The 23699-nt window shown below is 69.7% G+C and carries 22 protein-coding genes; 13 read left to right on the forward strand and 9 right to left on the reverse strand.

The window, feature by feature from the left end:
* Positions 1-1046 (reverse strand): DNA polymerase III subunit gamma/tau (gene dnaX, locus K2Z83_RS17250; protein ID WP_220596456.1); only part of this gene is annotated, 1046 nt, incomplete at its 3' end.
* Between the two features lie 273 nt (positions 1047-1319).
* Between dnaX and can the strand changes: the two genes are divergently transcribed.
* On the forward strand, positions 1320-1979 hold the full coding sequence (can, locus tag K2Z83_RS17255; RefSeq protein ID WP_220596430.1) for a carbonate dehydratase: 660 nt from the start codon (positions 1320-1322) through the stop codon (positions 1977-1979).
* Positions 1979-3670 (forward strand): hypothetical protein, encoded by a 1692-nt coding sequence (locus K2Z83_RS17260; RefSeq protein WP_220596431.1) that lies wholly within the window; start codon positions 1979-1981, stop codon positions 3668-3670. Before can ends, K2Z83_RS17260 begins: the two co-directional genes overlap by 1 nt.
* A 35-nt stretch (positions 3671-3705) precedes the next feature.
* Here the strand turns inward: K2Z83_RS17260 and K2Z83_RS17265 are convergent, their stop codons facing one another.
* Both K2Z83_RS17265 and K2Z83_RS17270 read right to left on the reverse strand, forming a co-directional pair.
* On the reverse strand, positions 3706-5244 hold the full coding sequence (locus K2Z83_RS17265) for an SCO7613 C-terminal domain-containing membrane protein (RefSeq protein ID WP_220596432.1): 1539 nt from the start codon (positions 5242-5244) through the stop codon (positions 3706-3708).
* Positions 5245-5276: 32 nt separating this feature from the next.
* Positions 5277-7808 (reverse strand): DUF2157 domain-containing protein, encoded by a 2532-nt coding sequence (locus tag K2Z83_RS17270; RefSeq protein WP_220596433.1) that lies wholly within the window; start codon positions 7806-7808, stop codon positions 5277-5279.
* Between the two features lie 194 nt (positions 7809-8002).
* Between K2Z83_RS17270 and K2Z83_RS17275 the strand changes: the two genes are divergently transcribed.
* The 5 genes from K2Z83_RS17275 (at position 8003) to K2Z83_RS17295 (ending at position 12237) form a co-directional block, all read left to right on the forward strand.
* Positions 8003-8632: a helix-turn-helix domain-containing protein gene (locus tag K2Z83_RS17275; RefSeq protein WP_220596434.1), complete on the forward strand. Its 630-nt coding sequence runs from the start codon at positions 8003-8005 to the stop codon at positions 8630-8632.
* A gap of 55 nt (positions 8633-8687) precedes the next feature.
* Entirely contained in the window at positions 8688-10040 is a 1353-nt protein-coding gene (locus K2Z83_RS17280) for a BCD family MFS transporter (RefSeq protein WP_370650196.1), read from the forward strand.
* Between the two features lie 75 nt (positions 10041-10115).
* Positions 10116-10850, forward strand: coding sequence for a DsbA family protein (locus K2Z83_RS17285; RefSeq protein ID WP_220596435.1), 735 nt, complete (start codon positions 10116-10118; stop codon positions 10848-10850).
* A 113-nt stretch (positions 10851-10963) separates the two neighbouring features.
* On the forward strand, positions 10964-11530 hold the full coding sequence (locus K2Z83_RS17290) for a hypothetical protein (protein ID WP_220596436.1): 567 nt from the start codon (positions 10964-10966) through the stop codon (positions 11528-11530).
* Between the two features lie 23 nt (positions 11531-11553).
* On the forward strand, positions 11554-12237 hold the full coding sequence (locus K2Z83_RS17295; RefSeq protein ID WP_220596437.1) for a hypothetical protein: 684 nt from the start codon (positions 11554-11556) through the stop codon (positions 12235-12237).
* Here K2Z83_RS17295 and K2Z83_RS30005 read toward each other — a convergent pair.
* Entirely contained in the window at positions 12234-12800 is a 567-nt protein-coding gene (locus tag K2Z83_RS30005) for a TetR-like C-terminal domain-containing protein (protein ID WP_220596438.1), read from the reverse strand. The two genes, K2Z83_RS17295 and K2Z83_RS30005, sit on opposite strands and share 4 nt — an antisense overlap.
* Positions 12790-13509 carry an MBL fold metallo-hydrolase gene (locus K2Z83_RS17305; RefSeq protein WP_220596439.1) on the reverse strand — a complete coding sequence of 240 codons (720 nt, stop codon included), beginning with the start codon at positions 13507-13509 and terminating at the stop codon, positions 12790-12792. Before K2Z83_RS17305 ends, K2Z83_RS30005 begins: the two co-directional genes overlap by 11 nt.
* 186 nt (positions 13510-13695) lie before the next feature.
* Here K2Z83_RS17305 and K2Z83_RS29615 point away from each other — a divergent pair, with 186 nt between their 5' ends.
* Together K2Z83_RS29615 and K2Z83_RS17315 are read left to right on the forward strand one after the other, a co-directional pair.
* Positions 13696-14373: an Rcas_1661 family thioredoxin-like (seleno)lipoprotein gene (locus tag K2Z83_RS29615; RefSeq protein ID WP_220596440.1), complete on the forward strand. Its 678-nt coding sequence runs from the start codon at positions 13696-13698 to the stop codon at positions 14371-14373.
* A gap of 11 nt (positions 14374-14384) precedes the next feature.
* The gene (locus K2Z83_RS17315) at positions 14385-15209 is read left to right on the forward strand and encodes a hypothetical protein (protein ID WP_220596441.1); all 825 of its coding nucleotides are present in this window, start codon (positions 14385-14387) and stop codon (positions 15207-15209) included.
* Between the two features lie 119 nt (positions 15210-15328).
* On the opposite strand, the gene menC is transcribed toward K2Z83_RS17315, so the two are convergent.
* Positions 15329-16438 carry an o-succinylbenzoate synthase gene (gene menC / locus K2Z83_RS17320; protein ID WP_220596442.1) on the reverse strand — a complete coding sequence of 370 codons (1110 nt, stop codon included), beginning with the start codon at positions 16436-16438 and terminating at the stop codon, positions 15329-15331.
* Between the two features lie 118 nt (positions 16439-16556).
* Positions 16557-17864 carry a GTPase HflX gene (gene hflX, locus K2Z83_RS17325; protein ID WP_220596443.1) on the reverse strand — a complete coding sequence of 436 codons (1308 nt, stop codon included), beginning with the start codon at positions 17862-17864 and terminating at the stop codon, positions 16557-16559.
* A 301-nt stretch (positions 17865-18165) separates the two neighbouring features.
* Between hflX and K2Z83_RS17330 the strand changes: the two genes are divergently transcribed.
* Complete coding sequence (locus tag K2Z83_RS17330; RefSeq protein ID WP_220596444.1) at positions 18166-18363, forward strand: hypothetical protein; 198 nt, start codon at positions 18166-18168, stop codon at positions 18361-18363.
* A 158-nt stretch (positions 18364-18521) separates the two neighbouring features.
* Here K2Z83_RS17330 and abc-f read toward each other — a convergent pair whose 3' ends face one another.
* Together abc-f and K2Z83_RS17340 are read right to left on the reverse strand one after the other, a co-directional pair.
* The gene (gene abc-f / locus K2Z83_RS17335) at positions 18522-20159 is read right to left on the reverse strand and encodes a ribosomal protection-like ABC-F family protein (protein WP_220596445.1); all 1638 of its coding nucleotides are present in this window, start codon (positions 20157-20159) and stop codon (positions 18522-18524) included.
* Positions 20160-20267: 108 nt separating this feature from the next.
* Positions 20268-20441, reverse strand: coding sequence for a hypothetical protein (locus K2Z83_RS17340; RefSeq protein WP_220596446.1), 174 nt, complete (start codon positions 20439-20441; stop codon positions 20268-20270).
* A 216-nt stretch (positions 20442-20657) separates the two neighbouring features.
* Between K2Z83_RS17340 and pyrR the strand changes: the two genes are divergently transcribed.
* The 3 genes from pyrR to K2Z83_RS17355 all read left to right on the forward strand — a co-directional run bounded on the left by pyrR (position 20658) and on the right by K2Z83_RS17355 (position 23696).
* The gene (gene pyrR / locus K2Z83_RS17345; RefSeq protein ID WP_220596447.1) at positions 20658-21200 is read left to right on the forward strand and encodes a bifunctional pyr operon transcriptional regulator/uracil phosphoribosyltransferase PyrR; all 543 of its coding nucleotides are present in this window, start codon (positions 20658-20660) and stop codon (positions 21198-21200) included.
* A gap of 65 nt (positions 21201-21265) precedes the next feature.
* Positions 21266-22198 carry an aspartate carbamoyltransferase catalytic subunit gene (locus tag K2Z83_RS17350; RefSeq protein WP_220596458.1) on the forward strand — a complete coding sequence of 311 codons (933 nt, stop codon included), beginning with the start codon at positions 21266-21268 and terminating at the stop codon, positions 22196-22198.
* Between the two features lie 13 nt (positions 22199-22211).
* Complete coding sequence (locus tag K2Z83_RS17355) at positions 22212-23696, forward strand: dihydroorotase (RefSeq protein ID WP_220596448.1); 1485 nt, start codon at positions 22212-22214, stop codon at positions 23694-23696.
* Positions 23697-23699: the final 3 nt, after the last annotated feature.

Here is a 23699-nt window from a genome sequence, read left to right on the forward strand (position 1 = left end):
AGGTGGCCGTAGGGCGTCGTGCGCAGCTGGAAGTCGAGCCCGCTGAAGAGCTTGATCCACTCGACCAGGGCCGCGGTGTCAGCGCGGCTCGCCCAGCCCTCGATGGTCAGCAGCTCGTCCTCGCCGACATCGAGCATGCCCCGGTCGCCCGTGGCGCGAAAGAGCATCAGGGAGCGCAGGCGCTCCACCAGGTCGCGGGTGAACTGGCGGATATCGGCGCCCTGGTCGGCCACGCCGTTGACGGCGCGCAGTGCGGCCCCGACGTCGACATCGAGCAGCGCCTCGATCAGGGCGTTAACCTCGGCGGCGGCGGTCATCCCCAGCAGGCTGTGTACCTGCTCCAGCGTAATCGCGCCCTGCCCAAACGACGCCAGCTGCTCCAGGACGCCGAGCGCGTCGCGCATGCTGCCGGTTGCGGCGCGGGCGATCGCCTCGGGGGCGCCCGCGTCGAGCTCCAGGCCCTCGGCGGACGCGATCTCGCGCAGGTGGGAGCTGGTCGCGGCCACGCTGTGCCGGGTGAAGGTGAAGCGCTGGCAGCGCGAGAGGATCGTCGCCGGGATCTTGTGCGCCTCGGTGGTCGCCAGGATGAAGATCGCGTGGTCCGGCGGCTCCTCCAGGGTCTTCAGCAGCGCGTTGAACGCCGCCGTGGAGAGCATATGGACCTCGTCGATCACATAGACCTTCGCGCGCATCTCGGCCGGGCGGAACTGCACGCGCTCGATGATCTCGCGGGCGTCGTCCACCGAGGTGTGCGAGGCCGCGTCCATCTCGATCACATCCACGGCGCGGCCCTCGGCGATCGAGGTGCAGGCGAAGCAGCGCCCGCAGGGCCGCGCCGCCGGGTCCGGGTCGGTGCAGTTGACGGCCTTGGCCAGCAGGCGCGCCATGCTCGTCTTGCCGACGCCGCGCGGGCCAGTGAAGAGGTAGGCGTGGGCGACCCGCTCCTCAATGATCGCGTTGCGCAGAGTCTGCACGACGTGCTCCTGGCCGATGAGCTCGTCGAATGTCTGTGATCGCCACTTGCGATAGAGTGATTGGGAAGCCATGCGCGCCTCTGCGGTGGGAAAATCTTTTCTATTATACCCTACGCCCCAACATGCCGCCAACGTTAGGGCTGCCGCCCGAAAAACCCTCGTTGTTTTGGCCACAATGGCCAGCTTCGCTGGCCATTGTGGCCAAAACAACAAGAAATTTTGCGGTGGCCGGGGCTTACCTTGATGCGCGTGGCAGCTGCGCCGCCCAACCCCCATACAAAATACTGCCGGGCGGCACAGCCGCCCCCCGCACCCCCGCCGGGTCGTGGTACCATATGGCGCATTATGGATGATCTGACACCACTCCTCAATGGAAACCGGGCCTGGGCCGCCGCGATGACCGCCGAGGACCCCGATTTCTTCCAGCGGCTCATCAACCAGCAGAGCCCAGACTACTTCTGGATCGGCTGCTCCGACAGCCGCGTCCCATCCACCCAGCTCGTCGGCATGCTGCCGGGCGACATGTTCGTCCACCGCAACGTCGCCAACGTGGTGGTTCACTCCGACCTGAACTTCCTATCGGTGCTCCACTATGCCGTCGCCGTGCTAAAGGTGCGCCACGTCATCGTCTGCGGGCACCATGGCTGCGGAGGCGTCCATGAGGCCCTCGCCAACACTCATGTCGGACTGGTAGACAACTGGCTGCGCCACGTGCAGGACGTGCGCCACAAGCACGCGGCGATCATCGACGCCTGCGAAAGCCTCGATGAGCAACTCCACCAGCTCTGCACGCTCAACGTGATCGAGCAGGTGGTGAACGTCTGCCAGACAACCGTGATGCAGCAGGCATGGGCGCAGGGCCAGGAGATCGCCGTCCACGGCCTGATCTACGATCTTGCCGACGGGCTGCTCCAAGATCTCGCGCTCCAGGTGACAAGGCCCCAGGATCTGGTCGACCAGTACGCCCGCGCCATCGCCCAGGTCGCCGACTCACGAGGTAGCTGATGCACATCGAAGACCGCGCCGTCCGCGCGCCGCTCGACCTGTTCCACCGCACCTACCACTCGCTGCTGCGCAGCACCGGCGAGATCCAGATCCAGGCGCTGATCGAGCCGTTCGCCTCGTCCGAGCCGAGCCTGCACCACGGCGCCCGCGACGAGCGGCCCGACCTCTCGGCCCTGACCTACACCTCGCTGCGCCTGCCGGCCTGCATCGACCGGGTGCGGCTCGTGCTGCTCGGCCAGTCCCACGAGGTCTTCGCCCGCCACGGCTACGGCGCGGTGACGGACTGGCAGCCGGTGAGCGCGCCCGGCCGCCGGCGCAAGATGTTCTTCGATGGCCGGGAGACCCTGGCCGTGCTGATCGCGAGCCCCTCGGATCTCGACGACATCATCCCGATGCTGGTGGCCTTCCAGCTGGAGTGGAACAAGATCCACGACCTGCTGAGCGGGCCGCAGGCCGCGCAGCTGTCGTCTCTGGATGACGAGGGGGTGCTGGCCCAGGCCCTCGGCCTCGCGGTCGCGGACGTGGCAAAGCTGCGCACGATCTGGGGCGAGGAGACCGCCGAGCGGCTCGGCATGATCGCCCAGCGCAAGAAGCGCTTCGCCGCCCGCATGCTGGGCGGCTCGCTGATCGACTACGAGCGGGCCGTGCTGCGCTGGTGGATCCACATCGAGGAGTCGCTGCCGGGGCTGAACCTGCGCGAGCGGCCGCTCTACTTCGTCTCCAGCAACACCCACAGCCTGATCAACCTGCTCTCGGGCTTCGCCCTGCGTAACAGCGAGGAGCTGCTCGGCCACATCCGCCGCGACGAGCACGCCGGGCTGCTCGCCGAGTACCATAAGATCGTCGATGAGCAGGTGCCATCGTCGCTTGAGAACTTCCTCTACTACGTGCAGAAGAAGTACCAGGCCGACCCGAGCAGCGCGCCCTACTTCGCCCGCCGGGCCGAGGCCGAGGCCGCCCTGGGCATCCACCGCATCCCCTCGCGCTTCTACGTCGATGTGGACGCCCAGGTGATCGAGCTGAGCCGGCTCGACCCGGCCCTGCTCGACCCGCGCATCCGCGTGGCCGGCTGCGAGGAGCTGCGCCGCAGCGACGCGCTGCTGCTGAATATCGACTACCCGCTGGGGCTGTCCGCCTACCAGATCCTCAAGCTGGTGGCCCGCAGCGTCAGCGAGGTGCGCGGCGTCTATGTGATCGGCAAGGCCGCCACGCTCAACGGTAAGATCGGCGATGTGCTCATCCCCGACATGGTCTACGACGAGCACACCGCCAACCGCTACAGCTTCGTGCCGGCCTTCAGCGCCGCCGACGTCGAGCCCTACCTGGCCCACGGCAGCGTCCTCGACAACCAGAAGGCCGTCACCTCGCGCGGGACCTTCCTCCAGAACGAGGCCTTCCTCGACGCGCTCTACCGCGACTTCTTCACCGACCTGGAGATGGAGGCCGGCCCCTACCTGAACGCGATCTACGAGCAGAGCGTGGCCGAGCGCTACCCCCAGGGCCAGACGATCAGCCTGCTGCGCCCGCCCTTCGACATCGGCTTCCTGCACTACGCCTCGGATACGCCCTACAGCAAGGGCATGAACCTCGGCTCGCGCAACCTCTCCTACTTCGGCATGGACCCCACCTACGCCACGTCCCTCGCCGTCGCCCGGCGCATCCTCCAGCAGGAGGTTGGCCGGCTAGGCTAAAGGTAAGGGCGCAGCAGCGCGGCGCTGCTGCGCCCTTACCCCCACGCCCGCAGCTCGCTCGCCCAGGCCCGCCCGGCGCGCAGCAGCCGCTCCTGGTAGCGCTCCAGCAGCACGTAGGCGGCGATCATCAGCCCGCCCACGACGCCGAAGAGCACCCACTGGTTCGTGAGCTGGACGTTGTCCACCACCATCCAGAGCACCCCGGCCACGAAGAAGCCCACGCCCGAGAGGAAGGGCACGCGCAGGCGCAGCAGCACGCCGTAGCCCACCACCGCCAGAGACTCGCCGCAGAGCAGCAGCTCGTGCCAGACCCCGCCGGCCTGGATGGACTGGCCGAGGGTGGTGCCGAGCATGAGCATCGCCGCCCCGGCCTCGATCACCTGCGAGACCGTGCGCCGCCCCTGGAAGCGGCGCAGCCCGGCGGCCAGGGCCAGCAGGTAGATGCCGGCCGGCAGCACGTAGCCCTGGAGCTCGCGCACGCCCCAGTCGGCCAGCTGGCACATGCCGGCGGCCACCAGGGCCGCCCCGGCGGCGTAGCCGAAGCCGATCTGGCGCAGGCGCACGGCCAGGGTGGCGAGCAGCAGGCCCAGGCTGGCCAGGGCGAAGGCGAGCGCCGGCAGGTCGCCGGCGAGCGGCAGATCGGCCGCCAGCGCGGCGGCGGCGAGCAGGGAGAGGCCGAGCGGGCCGAGGCTGCTCGGCCTGCGCCAGTGCGCGCCGTTCGCCCGCTCCAGCCCCCAGCCGATGATCACGATGCCCAGCATCTCGATGATCGCCCATGCCGCAGGCCACGCCCCTTGGGATCCGAGCGCCCCCGGGAGCAGCGCGGCGGCCAGGCCGGCCAGCCCGACGGTCAGCCAGGACACCTCCTCGCGCCGCTCGAGCCATGCCGCCGCGCCGGCGATGATCGCCAGAGTCAGGGCGGCGACCACCACCGAGGGCCGCTCGCCCCAGGCCAGGGCGAGCGCGAGCGCGCCGCTGATCCCCGCCGCCGCGTAGACCGGGAGCGCCGCCGCCTGCCACCTGCCACCTGCCACCTGCCGGCGCAGCCAGATCGCCGCGCCGGCCTGCATTGCCGCCGCGACTAGCATGATCGGCGCGAGCTGCGGGCCGGTCAGCGCGGGGAGCCGCCAGAGGGCCAGGGAGAGGGCGGCCAGATCGGCGCTGGCCAGGGCCGCCGTGGAGAGCCAGGGCCACCGCTCGCGGCGGGCGACCAGGGCCAGCAGCAGACCGATCCCCGCCAGCCCGAGGGCAAGGTAGCCGTAGCTGCCCCCGCTCGCGGCCAGGACGACGAGCCCCAGGCCAGCGATCAGCCCGGCGCCGGTCGGCAGCGCCCGCAGCGGGTCGCGCCAGATCTGCCAGCGCGGCCCGGGCCGGCTGGAGATCGCCCAGCCCAGGCCATAGATCGCCAGCGCCTCGCCCACGCCCCAGGCCAGGCTCGGCATCGCCGTGAGCCCGAGGGCGCGGTGCAGGCATGCCATGCCGAGGGCGAGCAGCGCCGGGGCGCCCCAGGTGGCAAGCGCACTCACCTCGCCGGTCGCCACCACGCCGAGGGTGGCGGCCAGTCCAAGGGCCACGCCCGCCAGGTAGGCGTCGCTGCCGGCGGCGATCAGCAGGGCGCCCGCCCCGCCGATGGCCGCCGCCGTGTGAACAGCCAGGCGCTGCCGTGGAGCAGGCCCAGATCTAGCGAGAGCCAGGCGGCGGCCAGCAGCCAGGGCAGCCGGTGACGCCAGCTCGCCAGGCCGTAGAGGCCGGCCATGGCCATCCATGTCAGCGTGAGGTGCGCCGGGTCGCCGCCGGCGAGCAGCGGGGCGACGCTGAGCAGGGCCAGGCCGAGCTGCTCATAGGGCAGCGCATAGGCGCGGGCGGCGCGGGCGCGCAGCCCCTGGCCCAGCAGCCCGAGGGCGGCGGACAGCGCGCACGCAGCCAGCGCCAGGTCGCCCGCCGCCGGCGACCAGCCAGTGTAGAAGCCGCGCTGGGCGGCCAGCATCAGGCCGGCCACCAGCAGGGCCGCCGCCGGGTAGCCCAGCCAGCCCCGCCTCCAGATCCAGGTCAGCAGGGCCAGGGTGCCAGCCAGCGCCAGGATCGCCAGGCTCTCCGACATGCCCGCGCCGCCCGCGAGGGCGACAGAGGACACGTCGAGGCTCAGGGCGAGCGCGCCCGCAACGAAGGCCCAGCCGAGCGCCGGCGTCGTCCAGTAGCGCAGATCGCTATGGCGCAGCAGGCTGCCGCCGAGGGAGTAGCCGGCCGCGTAGATCACCCCGGCCCAGACCCACCAGGCGAATGTGAGGTCGGGCGCGCGCAGCAGGGCCAGCCCGCCGGCCAGCAGGGCGCTGCCGAGGGCGAAGGCGGCCCACAGGCTGCCCCGGCGCAGGGTGGACTGAAACCCCCAGACCAGGGCCAGCAGGGCCGCGCCGGCCACCCAGGTGCCCTTGTCGAGCATGGTGGCCGCGCCGGCGGCCAGGGCCAGCAGGCTGCCAACGGCCTGGAGTGCCGTGTCGTAGCTGCGGCGCGCCCGGCCCGGCCACCAGCGGGCTCCGGCGAAGTAGGCCGCCGCCAGCGGCAGCAGGATCATACCGCGCGCCCCGGTGCTCAGCGCGCCCAGCCTGAGCATGGACCAGAGCCACTCCGGCAGGATCAGCGCCGCCCCGGCGAGGCCCGCCGTGGCGATGACGTAGCGCCGCGGGCCGACCCAGGCCAACCTGCCGCGCTCCACCAGTGCCACCACTGCCAGCCCGAGCGCCACCAGGAGCAGGAGGGTGGTCCGGGCGATCTCAGAGTATACCAGGGTAGGCAGCAGCGCCGCGCCGGCCAGCAGCGCCGCGATCAGGATGACCGGCCGGGCCAGCGGCAGCCTGCGGCCCTCCAGCGCGACGCCAACGCCCAGGTAGGCCAGGGCGAGCGCCGCGAGGGCCGGCGGCCAGAGCCGGTCGGGCAGGCCGGCCGCGTCAATGCCGAGGCAGACGGCTGTGGGCAGCAGCAGCGCCGCCAGCAGCGCCCAGGCCGGGCGCGGGTCGAGCCAGGCCGCCACCATATAGAAGATCGCCGCCAGCCCCAGGACCGTGGAGATCGCCGGGGAGCCGGCCAGCCCGCCGAGGCCAAGGAGCAGCTCGCCCAGCGTCGCCGCGGGCAGCACGATATGGGCGACCCAGCGCGGCCCGTCGGCCAGGGCGCGCGCGCGCGGGCGCAGCCATACGGCCAGGGCGATGTAGCCGGTCAGCAGCGCGATCAGCGGCGCGGCCAGCCACGCCACATCGACGCCGTACTGCGCGGCGAGCGCGGCGCTGACCCCGGCGATGGCCGCCGAGAAGCTATAGAATCCCCGCCCCGTGCGCCATGCGGCCAGCAGGTAGAGCGGCAGGCTCAGCAGCGAGACCGTCAGCCAGGAGTCGCGCGGGGCCAGCCCGAGCAGGCCGGGGCGGGTGAGGGCGAAGAAGACCACCGGAAGCAGCAGCCCGGCCACGGCTTCGAGGTTGCGCCCGGCGGTGGCGAGGTCGGGGCGGCGCGACATCCATGCCCCGCCAGCCCACAGGCCGCCGACGACGGACGCCAGCAGCCCAAACTGGATGATCGGCGGGAAGCTGGCCCAGTTAAAGACCACCAGAGTCAGCGCGGAGACGGCGAGCAGGAAGCTGCCCAGGAAGAGCAGGGTGCGCCGGGAGGCCAGGGCCAGCAGGGCGCTGAGCAGGTTGGGGGTTGGGGGTTGGGGGTTGGGGGTTGGGGGGGCGGACTCCAGACTCTTCGTGGGCGGCGGGGGCGTCACCTGTGGCGAGCTTGCGACAGGCGAGGGCTGGATAGTAACCGGGTGCGCAGGGGCAGGGGCAGGGGCGACGGCCGGCACCGGGAGGACAGCCTTCTGCTCCCTGTCCCCTGTCCCCTGTCCCCTGTCCCCTGCCGCTGGCACAGCCCAGCCGAGGAGCTTCGCGCGGTCGGCGGCGATCAGAGCGCGTACCGTGTCAGCCGGCGCGGCATCCAGGCGCCCCTCGCTCGCCCAGCCGACAACCCGGCGGTCGAAGGCCTCAAGGGCGGCCACGCTGTCGTAGTTGGGGCGTCGCCGGAACAGCAGCAGGATGACAGCGCCGCCGATCAGGGCGACCAGGCCGCAGAACCCGAGGAAGAGAAAGAGGATAGCAGTGATCATAGGGCCCTCCCATGTGTGTGTCAGCTCCCTATCATTCTTGTACCGTCTGAGGCTGTTATGCGTTACGGGAGGTGGCCCACGCATTCACCTTAGGGAGAATCATGGGCAGAGGATCTCGGCATGGGCGTGGTTGACATCGCGGCGGGCGCTGCCTATAATCGCAGCAATACTGAGAGATTTACATAGATTTAACGATGAATGACGCCCATGATGAGGTGAGCCACCTCTCGCTCTCGGCCGCCAGCAAGCTGCTCGGGGTTCATAGTACCACCCTGCGTCGATGGGCTGACGCGGGCGCCGTGCCGGTCTACATCACCCCCGGAGGGCACCGGCGGTTCGCGCGCGCCGATATCGAGGGGCTGGCGGCGCGGCAGCCCCTGGCCGGCACGGCGATCGGCAGCACATGGGCCAGCAAGGCCCTGGCCGTCACCCGGGGCGGCGCCGCCCAGTCCCAGGAGCGCCCAGGCTGGATGAACCAGCTGCCTGAGGACGACCGGGCCGCATGGCGCCGGATCGGCCAGCAGCTCATGGGCGTGGTGCTGCGCTACATCAACAGCCCGCACGAGGACGAGCAGCTGCTCGTCGACGCTCGGACGATCGGCGCCGACTACGCCCGCCACGCGCGGCAGGCCGGCATGGCCCTGACCGCCGCCCTTGAGGCGGCCCTGTTCTTCCGCGACTCCCTGGTGGATGCTGCAATGGATATGCCAGAGGAGGCGCACCTGCGCCCCGAGGCCAGCGCCCGCCTGATCAAGCGGATCAGCCGCGTGGCCAACGAGGTCCATCTGGCGGTAGCCGCGGGCTACCAGCCCACGGAGGAGTGATGGTATATTCTGCCAAATGGCGGTAGCCTACGCCGAAAGAGAAGGGTGAACACCTGTGGACAACCGACCAGCCTCACGCCTCAGCATCCTGCGCACGATGAAGATCGGCACCTTCCACATCGGGTCGTCATTTGTGGACCTGCTCACCTCCGGCGTCCTCAACCGCGTGCTAATCAGCGACCTGAACATCTGGGCGACGCCGGTGGCCCTGCTCTCGGCCCTGCGCTATCTGCTGGCGCCCCTGAGCATCTGGGCCGGCTACCGCTCTGATAGCAAGCCGCTCTTCGGCATGCACCGGCTGCCCTACATCTGGCTCGGCCGCCTCCCGATGGTGCTCTCCCTGCCGCTGCTGCCCATCGTCACCGTGCTGCTCGCCGCCGATCCGAGATCGCTGCTCGGCTGGGTGCTGGCCACCCTCTCCTTTCTGATCTACGGCGTGGGCACGCTGATCTCAGGCAGCACCTACCTGGCCCTGGTGCGCGACAGCGCGCCGCCGGCGAAGCGCGGCATGGCCCTCAACATCGTGCAGATCTTCCTGATCGTGAGCTTCCCGATCGCCGGGGTCGTCTACGGTCGGATGATGCCGACCTACGACCAGGCCACCTTCTGGCAGATTGTGCTGACCGGCATGGCGATCGCGGCCGGGTTCTTCATCTTCTCGATCTTCGGCGAGGAGCGCCCCGGCCAGGCGATCGTCGCCGACGACCCGCAGGAGCAGCTGCCCTTCACCGCGCTGCTGCGCGAGATGTGGGCCGACCGGCGCACGCGCATGTTCTTCCTCTTCCTCTCCCTCGGCGCGGTCAGCGCCTTCGCGCAGGATGCCGTCCTCGAGCCCTTCGGCGGCGATGTCTTCGGCATGGGCGCCGGGGAGACCACGCGTTTCAACGCCTACTGGGGCCTCGGCATCCTGATCAGCCTGATCAGCACGGTGGTGATCACGCGCAAGCGCATGGCCCACGAGCAGGTTGGAACGACGATCATCGGGCTGTCGCTCACCGCCGCGCCCTTCGCCCTGCTGGCCCTCGTCGCGGTCGCCGAGATGCGCGCGCTGCTCATCCCGGCGCTGCTGCTGTTCGGGCTCGGCTACGGGATCTACACCGTCGGGGCGATCTCGCTGCTGATGGCGATGACCTCGGATAAGCGGGCCGGGGCATACCTCGGCCTCTGGACCGTGGCGCAGCTGGTCTTCCGCGGGGTCGGGATCTTCCTCGGCGGGGCGGTGCGCGATCTGGTGCTGCTGATGAGCGGGTCAGCCCCCATCGCCTACGCCAGCGTCTTCTTCCTAGAGGCGGTGGGCATGCTGGTCTGCGTGGCGCTGGTGATCCGGGCGGATGTGCCGGGCTTCGCCCGCAGCGGGGGCGCGCGCGCCGTGCCGTCGGCCTCGCTGGCGGCTGCGGCAGACGCGTAGCGATCTCACGGGGGTATAATGATGGGGCCGCCGCAGCTGCGGCGGCCCCATCGCTGTATATGGAGCGGACCCACTATGAGAACCATGCGCGCCATCCTCACCCTCGCCGCCCTCGCCCTGACAGGCTGCGGCGCCTACGCCCCGCCCGCGCCGCCGCTCTCGGCCCTAGAGGAGCGCCAGACCGCCGTGGCGATGGAAGGGCGACCGACCCTGCCGACGCTGCCCGCCGCCACCGCCGCCCCGCCGCCGCCGATGCCCGACATCCTGAAGGTCTTCGACGACGACCCGCGCGCGCTGGGCAGTCTGAGCGCCCCGGTGACGATCTATGAGTTCACCGACTTCGAGTGCCCCTTCTGCAAGCAGTTCGTCGATGAGGCCCGGCCGCAGCTCATCCAGCAGTTTGTGGACGCCGGCGTGGTGCGGCTGGTCGCCCGCGACTTCCCGCTCACCGAGATCCACCCCTCGGCCATGCTCGCCGCGATGGCCGGGCGCTGCGCGGCCGACCAGCAGATGTTCTGGCCGATGTACGAGACGCTCTTCTCGACGCACCGGGTGGAGTGGGGCGGCGTGCCGAAGCGCGATCACGATGCGCTGATCGAGCTGGCAGGGAGGGTCGGGCTCGACACGACGGCGTTCGCCAGCTGTCTGGACGACCCCGCCACCGAGCAGGCGGTGCGTGACGAGGCCGACGCTGCCGCGAAGCTCGGCGTCAACTCGACGCCGAACTTCATGATCAATGGCCAGATGATCCGCGGCGCGCTGCCATTCTCCAGCTTCAACATGCTGATCAGGCGGCTGGTACAGCAGTGACATGCCCTGCGGCGACACAGCTCTTGTCCTATTTACAACGGCTGTCACATTCTGTGATAAACTAGCTGTTACATTGTGTCTCAGGCAGATTCTCAACAGGCGAGGAGGCGTGTATGAGCTGGCGCGGTTCAGGCAATTTTCGCGGCTCGGGAAGCTCTAGCAGCTCGAAGGGCGCGGGGCGAAGCGGCAAAAGCGCGGGCGGGTCGGCCTTCAGCGGCGGCAGCGCGGGCGGCCCGCCGCTGCTGTATCTGATCGGGGGCGTAGTGGCGGTCGGCGTGATCGCGCTGATCGTGGTGCTCTCCGTGGGGATGATGTCGGGCGGCGCGCAGATGGCGACGGCACCTGCGGCACCTGCGCCCACGGCGGCGCCAGCCGCCACGGCAGCACCGGCCGCCACGGCAGCACCGGCCGCCACGGCAGCACCGGCACCGGCTGCGGCAGGCATCCCGACGGAGCCGATCGGCCCGGCGGTGACGACCGGCAGCGGCACGGCGCTGGAGATCGGCTGCCGACGCGGGCGGTTCCGGCGTCGGCCTGCGCCGACGCTCGGCGCGCAGCGCCGCTCCGGCGCGACGTCAGTCGCCAGCCGGTGGGGCTTGACCCAGCGCTTATTCGCGCTAACAGTTACTTTTTATAAAGGTAAATCTAAGGAGGGGCTATGGCCAATCACGTGCTTATGAGCGATGTGGCAATAAAGTTGCCAATGCGTATTATCGAAGGCGTAAGGCTCCAACTCAGCCAAATACGCTACGCTATGCTGCTCACCGGAGCCGGGGTTCTGATCGGGCTCGTACCGGTTATCCTGCTCATCTCGCTGCGCCACGTTGAGCCCGAGCTGCTCACCCGCGACATCTTCGCCTCCACAGACAGCCCGATCTACACCGGGTTCCTCTCGAACCTGGGGCTGTTCGTCTGGTCGGCCGCGGCCGCGATCTGGCTGCTCGCGGCGCTCCTGCTCGCCCGCGTCGATCTGCGCCACCCCCTCCTCCCCTTCGCCATCGGCTCGGGGCTGTTCAGCACCCTCATGCTCTTCGACGACGCCTTCATGTTCCATGAGCTGCTTCTGCCGGACTACCTGGGCATCCCGGAGAAGGCCGTGATGCTGGCGTATATCCTGATCGCGATGTCCTACGTGGGGCTGAACATCCGGCACATCCTGCGCTCGCCCTACATCCTGCTGGGTATGGCGGTTGGCTTCCTCGGCCTCTCGATGGCGCTGGATGAGTTCGTCCGTATATCGGAGCTTGAGACGCTGATCGAGGACTCGCTGAAGTTCGCTGGCATCGTCTTCTGGTGTGGCTACGCGGCGACCGCCGCCATCCAGATCGTCGAGGGCATGATCGACAAGCCTGATACACCTGCCGGCGCGCGCGCCAATAGCGACTAGCGCGCGCGCCCGAGCCCGGCGATAAATGTCGCGACGAGCTGCTCGAAGCTCTCGTCGATCGCCAGCGGCAGGCCGAACCCTCCGGCCATCTCCAGGCTCACGAATCCGTGGATGATGCTGCGCAGCCCGCGTATGGCGTGGGTCGCCGCCGTCGCGTCGAGCTGGTAGGGCGCGAGGATGGCGAGCACGACGCCGATCAGCTCCTCGCTGGCCTCCTCCAGCGCGGCGTCGCCGGGGCCGGGGGCGCGCACCGAGGCGGCGTACTGGCCGGGGTGGGCCCGGGCGAAGGAGCGGTAGGCCCGGCACAGGGCCAGCAGCGCCGCGTCGCCTGACACGCCCACCGTCGCCCGGCGGATGGCGTCGGTGCTGGCCCGCACCCCCGCCAGGGCCAGGTCGCGGCGCAGCCCAGTCAGGCCGTCGACGTGGTTGTAGAGCGAGGGCACGCGCACATCGAGCCGCTCGGCCACCCGGGCTAGCGTCAGCAGATCGAGCCCATCCGCGTCGGCGATCTCGGCGGCGGCCCGCACCACCGCCGCCGAGTCGAGCGTGCGCTTACGAGCCACTGGTCACCATCCGGCTCGCCCTCGCCTCGGCCTCAGCGATCGCCGCGTCCATCGCCGCCTCGGGCGACTCCAGCACCCGGCCGTGCCCCACGCCCATGCGGCTCGGGCCGAGGGCGCGCAGCCGCCTCGCCGTCCGCAGGGCCGTCGGCAGATGCCAGGTCGCCATGGCCGGCAGCGGGAAGAGCGGGCGCATCACCCCCGCCACCGCCACGCCGCCCAGGGTCTGGAACGAGTCCCCCGCGATCAGCGTGCCGTCGCGCGTGTCGAAGAAGGCCATCTGGCCGGGGGTGTGGCCGGGCGCGGCCACCGCCCACAGCGAGCCGACCATGTCGCCGTCGCTCAGCAGCCGGCCGGGCCGCGTGACGACCTTCGGGAAGCCGCCGGCCAGCTTCGCCTGGGGCTCGTCCGGGTCGAGCGTCATATCGCCGGCCATAAAGCGCGCCTCGCGGGCGCCGATCACCACCGTGGCCTCGGGCAGCGCCGCCGCCAGGGCGTCGAGCGAGCCGACGTGATCTATATGGGCGTGGGTCAGGACGATCCGCACGATGGGCGCGCCGAGCTCCCGCGCCGCCGCCAGGATCGCCGGGGCCGCGCCCGACATGCCGCTGTCGATCAGGGTCAGCCCGTCGTCCTCGCGCACCAGGTAGCTGTTCATCGACCAGAGCTGGGTCAGCTGCACCATATAGTCGCCATGATGATTGCGCTGCATTGGGTTCTCCTCGTGCTGTGTTTGCCGTACGATATTAATAATATTAGTTATAAGCTAATACTATTAGTTTGTCAAGAGGCAATCACATAGACCGACCAACGCAGTACCTCTAGCATATTGCCGGTTGCCCGCTGGGTATGGTAGAGTAGCCCCGTACGATACTGGACATCGCCAGGAGAGATATCGATGGCCCCGCGACCCGCTCACATCGTGCTGCTGCTGCTCATCGTTGGGTTACTGCTCTCGGCATGTGGGCAGCAGGCACAGGCGGTGCCAACCTCGTCTCCTCTGCCGACCGCGCCCCCCGCCACCAGCGACCTGGCCGGCATCCCGCAGGGGATGACCGAAGAGGGCTACCGCGTTCTTGGCGTCGCCGACGCGCCCGTCACCCTGGTGATGTACTCGGACTTCTTCTGAACGTCCTGCGCTTTCCATGTTATGGAAACAGAGCCACAGATTATCTCGCAGTATGTCGCATCCGGTAAGGTGCGGATCGTGTACCGCCACCTGCTCCAGCTCGGCGAGGGCTCGGAGCAGCTGGCCGAGTACGCAGAGTGCGCCGCCGACCAGGGCAAGTTCTGGGAGATGCGCCGCGCCCTCTACGCGGCCCAGGCGACGGCCTACGGCAACACGCGCGCCGGCGCGGCCGAGGCGGCCGCCCAGGCTGGCGTCGACCTCGGCGCCCTCGACACCTGCGTGGAGTCCCACACCTACCAGGGCGCGATCCGCGCAGACTATGAGTCCGCAATAAAGGCGGGTGTGCGCTCTCGCCCCGTCTTCGTCATCGGCGACCGCACACTCGTGGGCGCCCAGCGCATCGACACCTTCCGACAGATCATCGACGCCGCCCTCGCCGGCGCGTAGGCATCGCTCTTATGTCACACCGCAGCCTCTTCTGGCCCATCACCCTGATCGCTATCGTCGCCGCCACGCTGCTGCTGATCCTCACCAGCGCGCCGGCAGGCCCGCGGGCGACGGTCGTCTCCGCCGCTATCGAATGCCCTGACCCCAGCGACTCCGCCTACCCCACCTGTGTTGCGGCCCAGACCGCCGAGGCGAAAACAACGATCGCGCAGACGGGCGTCCCGACGACCAACCCTAACCGAATCATCGCGGGCTGCCCCACGAATGGCCCGGCGGCCGCGCCGCCCTACCCGCCCTATGCGGACTGCATGCAGACACGCACGGCGATCTTGCTTCAGACTGAGCGGGCCGGCTACACGGCGACGCCCACCTCTCCGCCCGCGAGCGGTAACCAAGCCCCCGCAGATACACCGACACCTACGTTCACCATGACGCCGACCTTCACCCAGGCAGCGACAGCGGATTCGCTCCCGACAGACCCACCCACGGCCACCCGGCAGAGCGCGAGCCCTACGCCAACCGCGACACCGACAGCTGCCCTTGAGGGCCAAGATCTCGACAGCTCTGCGATCTCGTGTGTCCCCGGCGAGATGATCATCATCGAGGGCAGCGCCGATGCGTCAGCCGCCCTGATCGTATCCTTCGGCGGCCGTCCAGTCGGCGGCGGATTTAGCCGCGGCGACGGCAGCTATCGCATCTGGCTGCGCATCGGCGATGAGCGCCCGGGCAGCTACCCCGTCGCGGTGGAGGATCGTGATACGAGCGCGCTGGTCCAGGGGTTCAGCTGCATAGTGCCCGCCTTCACGCCCACGCCGACCCCGCCGCTGGTGCCGTAGGAGCGATTGCAGATTGTAGATTGCAGATTGTAGATTGAAAGAGAGAGCCGCTGATCAGATCCCTCATGGTGATCTGATCAGCGGCTCATTGGTGCAATCTGCAATCTGCAATCTGCAATCTACAATTCTATGATCTGCAATTCCGCCGTGATGCTGTCGAGGTAGTCCAGATCCACCTCGGCGCCGACGCCGGGCGCCGTCGGCACGCTCAGGGTGCTGTCGGCATTGAGGCTGAACGGGTTGGAGACGACATCCCGCCGGAAGTAGCGGTCGCTCGCGCTGATGTCGCCGGGCAGGGTGAAGTTGGACAGGCTGGCCAGGGCCACGTTGGCCGCCCGGCCGATGCCGGTCTCCAGCATGCCGCCGCACCAGACGGGGACGCCCGCCGCCTGCGCCATGTCGTGGATCTGCTTGGCCGCAGTCAGGCCGCCCACCCGGCTAGGCTTAATGTTGATCACCCCGCAGGCGCCCATCTCCAGCGCCCAGCGCGCGTGCTCCGGCGAGACGATGCTCTCGTCCAGGCAGATCGGGGTGCGCAGGCGCTTCTGGAGCTTCGCGTGGTCGAAGATATCGTCGTGGCCGAGCGGCTGCTCGATCAGCAGCAGGCCGAAGGCGTCGAGCTCGGCCAGGTGCTCGGCCGCGTCGAGCGTGTAGATGCTGTTTGCGTCCACCTGGAGCTTCAGGTCGGGCCAGCGCTCGCGCACCGCCCGGGTCGGCTCGATGTCCCAGCCCGGCTTGATCTTCAGCTTGACCCGCCGGTATCCAGACGCCACATAGCCGCCGACCACCTGGAGCAGGGTCGCGATATCCTGCTGCACGCCGACGCTCACGCCCACGTCCACGGTGGCGCGGGTGCCGCCGAGCATCGCGCTCAGGCTCTGGCCGCGCAGCTTGCCGAAGAGGTCCCACGCGGCGAACTCGATCCCCGAGCGGGTGATGCGGTTGCCGCGCACCCGCGCGAAGAGCGCGTCCACATCCTCGGGGCCGGACAGGTCGGCCCCCAGGGCCATGGGGGCCAGGATGTCGCGCAGCATCACCCAGGCGGTGGCGTAGGTCTCCTCGTTATACCAGGGGCCGGCCCCCACTGGGGCCTCGCCCCAGCCCTCGGCCCCCTCCGCGAAGAGGCGCACGATCAGCGAGTGGTTGGCCTCCTCGCGCCAGCCGCTCGTCTCGAAGGGCGACAGGAAGGGCAGGGTGATCCGGCGGATCTCGATCTTCTCTAGGCGCATAGATATACCTCAAGCATAAGGGTGCATATCGCCATGGCGTAGCGCAGCAGCGAAATCGCCCCTGTCGCGGAGCGACAGGGGCGATTTCGCTGCTGCGCCCCTACGTCACCCATCAACATCAACGCACAAACTGCATGAACTGTGACGCCAGCGCCTGCGGGATGCGCCCGTGGATGTGGGTGCCCTCGCCGACATACTCCTCCCGGTCGATCACGCCGCGGCGGTGCCAGAGCGAGACCAGGTCGTTGCGCTGGTAGGGGATGAGCGCATCGAGCGTCACCATCGCGTTGGCCAGGGCGCCCACGATCCGCTCGCTGAGCAGGTCGAGCCCCCATGCCTTCTGCGCCGAGACGGCGACCACATCGCTGGGCAGGCCCATCTCGGCGGCGAGGGCGCCCACCTCGTCCGGGTCGACGCCGTCGAGCTTATCGACCTTATTCAGCACCGTCAGGGTGGGCTTCCGGTCCACCCCGAGCTCCTCCAGGGTCTTCTCGACCGTCTGGGCGTGCTCCTGGGCGTTGGGGTGGGTCAGGTCCACCACGTGCAGCAGCAGGTCGGCCTCGTTGATCTCCTCCAGGGTGGCCCGGAAGGCGGCCACCAGCTGCGTGGGCAGCTTCTGGATGAAGCCGACCGTGTCGGTGAGCAGCACCTCGCGGTTGCCGGGCAGCGTGACCTGCCGGGTGGTCGGGTCGAGGGTGGCGAAGAGCTGATCCTCGGCCAGCACACTGGCGCCGGAGAGCGCGTTGAGCAGGGTGCTCTTGCCGGCGTTGGTGTAGCCCACCAGGGCGATCACCGGCACGCCGCTGCTCTTGCGCCGCTTGCGGTAGAGCTCGCGGTGGCGGTGGACGTCGGCGAGCTGCTCCTTGAGCAGGGCGATGCGCTGGTCGATCAGCCGGCGGTCGATCTCAAGCTGCGTCTCGCCGGGCCCGCGCAGGCCGACCACGCCGCCCGCCGAGGTGCCGCCGCCGGTGCCGGCCTGGCGCTCAAGGTGCGACCACTGGCGGCGCAGGCGGGGCAGCATATAGTTGTACTGGGCCAGTTCCACCTGCAGGCGGCCCTCGTGGGTGCGCGCGTGCTGGGCGAAAATGTCCAGGATCAGGGCGGTGCGGTCGAGCACGCCCACCTGCAGATCCTCCTCCAGGTTGCGCGTCTGCGCGGGGCTCAGCTCGTCGTCGAAGATGACCAGGCCGGCGCCGGTGCGCTCGCGCAGCTCGGCGACCTCGCGGACCTTGCCGGGGCCGATGAAGTGCTTGGGGAAGGGCTGGTCGAGCTTCTGGTAGAGGCTGCCGACCACCTCAAGGCCGGCGGTCTCGGCCAGCAGCTCCAGCTCGCGCAGCGAGTCCTCGGCGCTCCAGGGGCTATGGAAGCTCGACACCTCGGCGCCGACGAGCACGGCGCGGGTGCGCGGGGCTGCCGTCGCATACATCCGCTTGCCGTCGTGGGTGCGAATCTCGTCTATGGTGATCTCCTTTGATTCTCTGGGCGCAGCGCGCCGCGCCGATATATTGGTTCGCGAGGGACCCTGCGCGTGTGTCTCGCCATTGTAGCACTGTCGCCCACAGCGACTCAAGCGACTAGAGAAGGAGATCCGATGGTAGATGAAGCCCCTCCCCCCAGTTGTGAAATATCCTCACATGCCGGCTGCGACATCTGATATGCTACCCGGAGAGCCGGCCCAGCGTGGTGCCGGACTTCCGCCATTGCAGGATGATGCCAAGGGGGCACATATGGACTTCGTCTACTACATCGATGAAATTGCTGCCCAGGAGCACCGGCACGAGCTTGAGGAGCAGGCTAGAGTCGAGCGCATGCTCGCTGATGCGCGTGAGGCGTCGCACCCAGGTGCGCGGCGCTTCAGCCTGAGGAAGTGGCTCCATCTGCGGCGCCCCGAGCCGCCCACCGATGAGAGCGTCAAGCGCAACTAGGCCTCCTCGCTACGATACAGATCCGGCGCGACGTGACATAAGGTGCCCCGAGTGTAAGCTCGGGATCGATGATCCAACACAACCTCCTGGTGCTCGCATGTGGCGACCAGCCCCATGCCCAGCCCAGGAGGTTTCGTCGTTACCGTACGCCCTCACGGTCACGCCGTCAGCCCCAGCTGGATGCGCTCCTCGGCGAAGGAGCGCACAAAGGCGCGGTCGTGGCTGACCACCAGCACCGCTCCGGCGAAGGCGTCCAGCGCCTCCTCGAAGTGCTCGCGGGCCTCGATGTCCAGGTGGTTGAGCGGCTCGTCGAGCAGCAGCAGATTGCAGCCCTCAAGCACGAGCAGGGCCAGCTGGAGCCGCGAGCGCTCGCCCTGCGAGCAGGCGCCCGCCGGGCGGAAGACGCTGTCGCCCCCGAAGAGGAAGCGGTGCAGGAAGGTGCGGGCCTCGGCCTCGCTCATCTGCCGGGCGCGCAGCGCGTGGTCGAGCACACTGCGGTTGGGGTCGAGCCGCTCGTGCTCCTGGGCCAGCACCCCGGCGCGGATGCTGGCGCCCAGGCGCACCCGCCCGCCCTGCGGCCGCAGCTCGCCGGCCGCCAGCTTGAGCAGGGTGCTCTTGCCGGCGCCGTTCGGCCCCACCAGGGCCACCCGCTGGCCGTGCCAGAGCTCAAAGCCCAGCCCGCCGAACAGCTCGGGGCCGCCGGGGTAGGCGAAGCGCAGATCCTCCACGCTCAGCACCGCCCGCCCGCCCGGCGGCGGCGCCCCGAAGTCGAGCTTCATGCCCCAGCGCTGGCGCGGCTTCTCCACCCGCTCGTCCGACTCCAGGTAGCGCTCCAGCTTGCGCTCGCGGGCCTTGGCCGCCCGCGCCACCTTGCCGGCCACCACGCTTGAGCCGCCGGTGACCCACTTCATGTCGTGGTCGCCCACCGGCGTGGACTCGGCCTCAAGGCCCGAGGCGCGGCCCTTCATGCGGGCGATGTCGGATCGCACCCTGCCGACATACTCCTGCTGCTCCCTGTAGGCCGTCGCTTGGGCCGCCAGCTCGTGCTCGCGGGCGGCGGCGAAGTCGCTGTAGCCCCCGGCGTAGCTGGCGATCGTGCGGCTCTCGGGGCTCAGGTAGAGCGTGCGCGTCACTGTGCGGTCGAGGAAGGCCCGGTCGTGCGAGACGATCAGGGCGGTGCGCGGGTAGCCCTGCACGAAGCTCTCTAGCCACTCCAGAGCCTCCACATCCAGGTGGTTGGTCGGCTCATCGAGCAGCAGCAGGTCGGGCTCGCGCAGCAGCAGGGTGGCCAGGCCAAGCCGGGTCTTCTGGCCGCCGCTGAGGGTGGCGGCCGGCGTGTCGGCGGCCACGGCGCCCAGGCCGAGCCCCTGGAGCACGGCGGCGGCGCGGTGCTCGCGCTCGTAGCCGCCCAGGGCCTCGAAGCGGGCCAGCGCCCCGTCGTAGCGGGCCAGCGCCCCGTCGAGGTCGGCGTCGTCGGCCAGGGCCTCGGAGGCCCGCAGCAGATCGGCCTCGGCCGCGCTGAACGCGGCCTGGGCCGCCGCCACCACGTCACCCACCGTCGCGCCCATGCCCTCGTCGAAGGCCTGGGCCAGGTAGCCGATCGTCGCGCCGGGGGCCAGGGCGACGCCGCCCGCGTCAGGCTGCTCCTGGCCGACGATGATCCGCAGCAGGGTGCTCTTGCCGACGCCGTTCGGGCCGATCAGACCCACGTGCTCGCCGTCGCCTATGGTGAAGCTAATGTCTGAGAGGATGCTGGCCGCGCCGAAGTCCTTGCGCAGGCCGGTGATCTGAAGCATGCGGTCGCCTCCATCGCGGAGGCGCATGTCGCCCCCGCCTAGAACCGGGTGTCGCCGTCTCTGCCGATGGGTGCGATCTCCACGCCATGCTCCTTACTCAGCGGGGTGCTAACCGGCGGCGGGGCTGCCCGGAGCCGGCAGATCCAGTATAGCGCGGCATGGGAGGCGGCGCAACCCGACCCAGGTCTGATTGCAGATTGCAGATTGCAGATTGGCCGCACTCTGCACTCTGCAATCTGCAATCTGCAATTCAATTGACTCCCCCCCCGCGCCGTGGTACACTCGCAGCACCTTTAACACGGCCCCGTGAGGCTGTGAAGGACTGACAGATATGCACTGCTCCGCGCATTATACGCGCCCATCTCTGTGTACTCCCGTACCCCCTGCATGTGGGGATACGGGCTTTTTGTATGTAGGGGACAGGGGACAGGGGACAGGGGACAGGCCGATCATGCGGCTCCCCGACCCCTGTCCCCTGTGCCCTATCCCCTGTCCCCTATGAAAGATCGCAAGCAGATCCTCACCGCCGACGACATCCGTCGGGCGCTTGTCCGCATCGCCCACGAGATCGACGAGCGCAACGGCGGCCTCCACGACGTGATCCTCGTCGGGGTCCCGCGGCGGGGCGTGCCCCTGGCCGAGCGGGTCGCCGCCGCCATCGCCGACTTCGAGGGCGTCCAGGTGCCCGTCGGCCAGCTCGACATCACCCTCTACCGCGACGACCTGCGCACCCGCGGGCCGGCGGCCCTGATCGGCAAGACCAACATCCAGCCCGACCTGACCGGCAAGGCGGTGGTGCTGGTGGACGATGTGCTCTACACCGGGCGCACCGTGCGGGCCGCCCTCGACGCGATCGCCGACCTCGGCCGGCCCGCCTGCATCCAGCTCGCCGTCCTGATCGACCGCGGCCACCGCGAGCTGCCCATCCGCGCCGACTTCGTCGGCAAGAACGTGCCCACCTCCCGCTCCGAGCGGGTCATGGTCCACCTGCGCGAGGTGGACGACGTCGACGAGGTCGTGATCGAGCGGGCGAATACGTAAGTATACATGTTGAATGTGGAATGAGCATCAGAACATTCCACATTCAACATTCCACATTCAACATTATGGAACACCCCCCCCGCCGCCACCAGGTGATCGACCTCGACGACCTCAGCACCGAGGAGATCGAGGAGATCCTGGCCACCACCGAGAGCATGAAAGAGGTGCTCTCGCGCGAGATCAAGCAGGTGCCGGCCCTGCGCGGGCGCAATGTGGTGAACATGTTCTTCGAGGACAGCACCCGCACCCGCATCTCCTTCGAGCTGGCCGCCCGCGCCCTCTCAGCTAACATCGTCAACTTCACCGCCCGCGGCAGCAGCGTCGAGAAGGGCGAGTCGCTGATCGACACCGTCCGCACGCTCCAGTCCCTCGGCGCCGACATTGTCGTCATCCGCCACAGCCAGTCCGGCGCGCCCTACCTGGTGGCACGCCACTTCCAGGGCGCGGTGATTAACGCCGGCGACGGGCGCCACGCCCACCCGACCCAGGCCCTGCTCGACCTGTTCACCATCCGCGAGCGGCTCGGCCAGGTGCGCGACCTGCGGGTGGTGATCGTCGGCGACATCGTGCATAGCCGGGTGGCCCGCTCCAACATCTGGGGCCTCACCCGCATGGGTGCCCACGTCACCCTCTGCGCGCCGCCCACCCTGCTCGGCCCGAGCCAGCACTGGCTTGCCACGTGGCCTAACCTGACCATCAGCCACAGCCTCGATGAGGCGATCAAGGGCGCCGATGTGGTGATGGCCCTGCGCCTCCAGAAGGAGCGCATGCAGGCCGGGCTGCTGCCCTCGCTGCGCGAGTACACCCGCGCCTACGGGATCACCCCCGAGCGGCTGGCGCAGATCGGCGAGGGCACCCTGATCATGCACCCCGGCCCCATGAACGAGGGCGTCGAGATCTCGCCCGAGGCGGCCACCGCGCCCAACTCGGTGATCGAGGCCCAGGTGACGAACGGGGTCGCGGTGCGGATGGCGCTGCTCTACCGGCTCGCCGGGTGATATAGGATACTTCATGAACTACCTGATCAAAAACGGATCGATCATCGACCCCGCCCGCCGCGTCGCCACCGTCGGCGACGTCCTGATCGTCGACGGCAAGGTCGAGCAGGTCTTCGATATGGCCGAGATGGGCAGCGAGCCGGGGCCGATCCCCGAGGGCACCGAGGTGATCAACGCCCGGGGCTGCGTGGTGGCCCCGGGGTTCACCGACCTGCACACGCAGCTCGGCGAGCCCGGCGAGGAGCACCGCGAGACGATCGCCAGCGGCACCCTGGCCGCCGCCCAGGGCGGCTTCACCACAGTCTGCGCCATGCCCGGCACCACACCGGCCCTCGACCGCGCGGGCATCGCCCACCAGGTGCGGGCCATCGCCCAGCGCGACGGGCGCGTCCACGTCGAGCTGATCGGCGCGATCACCCTCAGGCGCGAGGGCAAGGCGCTCAGCGAGATGATCGAGCTCGCCGAGGCCGGCTGCATCGCCTTCAGCGACGATGGCCGCAGCGTCGCCGACCCGGCCCTGATGCGCAACGCCCTGGCCTACGCCGGCGCGCTCGGCCTGCCGGTCATGGTCCACTGCGAGGACAGCAGCCTCGGGGCCGGCTGGGCCATGCACGAGGGCGCCGTCAGCACTCGGCTCGGCCTGCCCGGCGCCCCCGCCGCCGCTGAGGAGCTGATGATCGCCCGCGACATCGCCCTCGCCGAGGATACCGGCGCCCACATCCATATCTGTCAGGTCAGCACGGCCGGCGGGGTGGCGCGCATCCGCGCCGCCAAGGCGCGCGGCACCCGCGTCACCGCCGAGGTGTCGCCGCACCACCTGACTATGACCGACAGCTGGGTGCTCGGCTCGCTCGCCCCGCGCCCCGCCCCGCCCGAGCCGCCGGCCGCGAAGGGGAAGCGGGCGCGGCGCGGCGTGGCCCCCGAGCTCGGCCTGCCCTCGTGGCTCGACCCGACTCTGCTGCCGCCCTACGATAGCTCCACCCGCGTGAGCCCGCCCCTGCGCACCGGGCGCGATGTGGAGGCGCTGATCGCTGGCCTGAACGATGGCACGATCGACGCCATCGCCACCGGCCACTCCCCCCAGTCGCGCGTCGAGAAGGAGTGCGAGTATGGGCTCGCCGCCCCCGGCATCAGCGGCCTGGAGACCGCGCTCGGCCTCGTGCTCACCCTCGTCCACCGCGGCGAGATGGATCTCGTCAACACGGTGGCCCGCCTCACCGAGGGGCCGGCCCAGGTGCTCGGCCGCTCGCCGGCCACCCTGCGCCCCGGATCGCAGGCCGATGTCGTGATCTTCGACCCCGATCAGGCGTGGACGGTTGACGCGGCCCGCTTTGCCTCCCGAGGCAAAAACACGCCCCTGCACGCGCAGCAGCTGAGGGGCCAGATCATGCTCACGATGGTCGGCGGCGCGGTGGCCTTTCGCCGCGGCGACTTCGGGCGCGGCGGGCCGGGTGGCCGCCATACCTCGCAGCTCTCGGGGATTCTCGGCGGCGAGTAGCGG

Origin of the sequence: Oscillochloris sp. ZM17-4, from assembly GCF_019599295.1 — a bacterium.
Lineage (GTDB): Bacteria > Chloroflexota > Chloroflexia > Chloroflexales > Chloroflexaceae > Oscillochloris.